The following is a 1,190-nucleotide window of genomic DNA, read 5'->3' as shown; positions in this document are numbered from 1 at the left end:
AAACGCAGGTTCAACTGGCAAGTGCAAAATTAGCGATTTGTTTGAAGAACTCGGTTTTCGGGTTTGAAAAACCGAGTTTTTTCCGTGGTCTGAGGTTTAGTTTCTTTGCGACATTCTTGATGTATAGGTCAGTGAAATCATTGAAATTTGACTTTTTGGGGATGTATTGACGGATGAGTTTGTTGATGTTTTCGACCGCTCCTTTCTGCCATGAGCAGTAGCTGTCGGCAAAGTAAACAGTCACATCATCAAGACCTTTGATGCGTAATCCGGCGGTTATGTCGAGGTGTGCCGCGAACTCGCTGCCGTTGTCAGTAGTGATGGTTTTAAGATATTTACGGTATGCGTACAGCATTCTCACGACAGTCTTTGACAATGGCTTGGCTCTTTTTCCGTAAGGTAGTTTCTCCATCATCACAAAGCCAGTCATGCGTTCAAGCAGCACTAGAATCGCGTGCCCGTAGGCATCAACAATAAGATCCATCTCAAAATCGCCAAAGCGTTTGCCGTCGGCCTCGGCCGGTCTGTCGTGTATGCTTGTGCGGTTTGGTATGTTGGTGGCTTTAGTGGGTTTGCGTTCGCCTTTTGGTCGTCGTCGGAAGTCGGGATGTCTGCGGTGACGGCGCAGTTCTCCGCTTTCATCAGCGTTTATAATGTTGTAAATGGTCTGTATGGATACGGAAACACCTTCCTTGGCCAACACGCCACGAATTTGTTCTGGTGACCATTGGTGGTCAATAATCATCTGTTTTATACGCCACACCAACACGCTGTCGAGCTTCTTGTTGGATGTGGTGCGCTTTCTGCATTCAAGGGCTTTGGCATGAGCCTTTTCCCACAGATAGTGGCCTTTGGTTGTGGAATTGCGCTTCAGTTCACGACAAAGCGTTGACTGACTGCACCCTACTATGAGGGCAATTTCTTCTCTCGAAGTTTTTCTTTGCAGTAAGGCGAAAATTTGCGACCTTTGCTGCGAGGTTAATTGTCTGTACATAAGCAATACAAAATTAGTTAATCTCAGGGAGACTTCGGTCTCCCTTTTTATTTTGTATTGCCAGTATGTTCTGCTGCTGTCCGCTCTTGGGGGCGGTTTAGGCCGCCCCCGCCGCTTGGGCATCCCCTCGCCAGAAGGAGAGAGGAGAATGACTAATGCCCATCTCAAAGTTTTGCACTTCGATTTGGAATCTTCA

At 47.1% G+C, this 1,190-nt stretch carries 1 protein-coding gene; it reads right to left on the bottom strand.

Features of this window, described 5'->3' with window-relative positions; genetic code table 11:
- Positions 1-10: 10 nt before the first annotated feature.
- A complete protein-coding gene (locus FW767_RS12930) occupies positions 11-994 on the bottom strand; it encodes an IS30 family transposase (RefSeq protein ID WP_121700429.1) in 984 nt (327 codons plus the stop codon).
- Positions 995-1,190 lie beyond the last annotated feature (196 nt).

Source organism: Heminiphilus faecis (assembly GCF_008728965.1).
Taxonomy (GTDB): domain Bacteria; phylum Bacteroidota; class Bacteroidia; order Bacteroidales; family Muribaculaceae; genus Muribaculum; species Muribaculum faecis.
Note: the sequence above shows the minus strand (reverse complement) of the source record. Positions and strands in the feature narration are given on the sequence as shown.